Annotated in this window: 2 protein-coding genes; both read right to left on the bottom strand. The window is 23.2% G+C overall.

Annotated elements, in window-relative coordinates; all coding sequences use genetic code 11:
* The coding region (locus ACYVBS_RS14640; protein WP_460824498.1) for a cytochrome c oxidase subunit II transmembrane domain-containing protein at positions 1-131 on the bottom strand (131 nt) is incomplete at its 3' end.
* Positions 132-561: 430 nt separating this feature from the next.
* Positions 562-753: an ATP synthase subunit C family protein gene (locus ACYVBS_RS14645; protein ID WP_460824497.1), complete on the bottom strand. Its 192-nt coding sequence runs from the start codon at positions 751-753 to the stop codon at positions 562-564.
* Positions 754-852 lie beyond the last annotated feature (99 nt).

Here is an 852-nt window from a genome sequence, read left to right on the forward strand (position 1 = left end):
ATAATATTTTTATGTAATTCTTCTATACCTTTCATTTGAGGTGTAGCACTATCTTGAAAAAATAAACCCCAAGGTGTTGGAGCATCAAGTTTTATTGTATTGTAATTAATACTTAAACTTAATGATTGAATTCAAATAAATAAATTTCTTATCATATTTATATATATATATATATTTCTTTATAACAATAATAATAAAAAAAAAAATATATATCAAATATATAAAAAAAAAAAAATTTTTTTTTTAATATTAAAATAATCTGAATTTTCTTTTAACTATAATCTATAGTTATTTAGGCTACATATAATAATAAGAAAGCCATCATTAATGCGAATACGCAAATCAAGATTAAAAAAAAATTTAAATAATAAATTATTATTTAATAAAACATTTAACTTTTGTTATTTTAGACTATGTCTTCATTTACAAATGTAGGATTTAAAAAATTTTCGTTTACACTACTCATTTATAGTCGTTGAACGTTATTAGTATATTATATATACTAATATTCGCTGCAAATCTATCTTTAAGATATTTCTTGCAATTAACCCTATGGCAGATCTATTCGCTTAAACCTGTAGCTTCTGAGAAAGCAAAACCTAAGATAGCATATGAGAATAATTGACCTCTAAGTGAAGGGTTTCTAGCAACACCTAAAATTAAAGCACCAAAAACAACACCTATTCCAACACCTGCTCCTATTAAACCTGTTGTAGCTAATCCTGTACCGATTATTTTAGCTGCTTGTATCATTTTATATTATTATAAATTATATTACTAAGGAAACCTTTATCCAAATAAATAATTACTATATAGTAAAAGTATTATACTTAAAGCCCTCAAGATGAATCG

It is taken from the genome of Lysobacter olei (assembly GCF_054777355.1).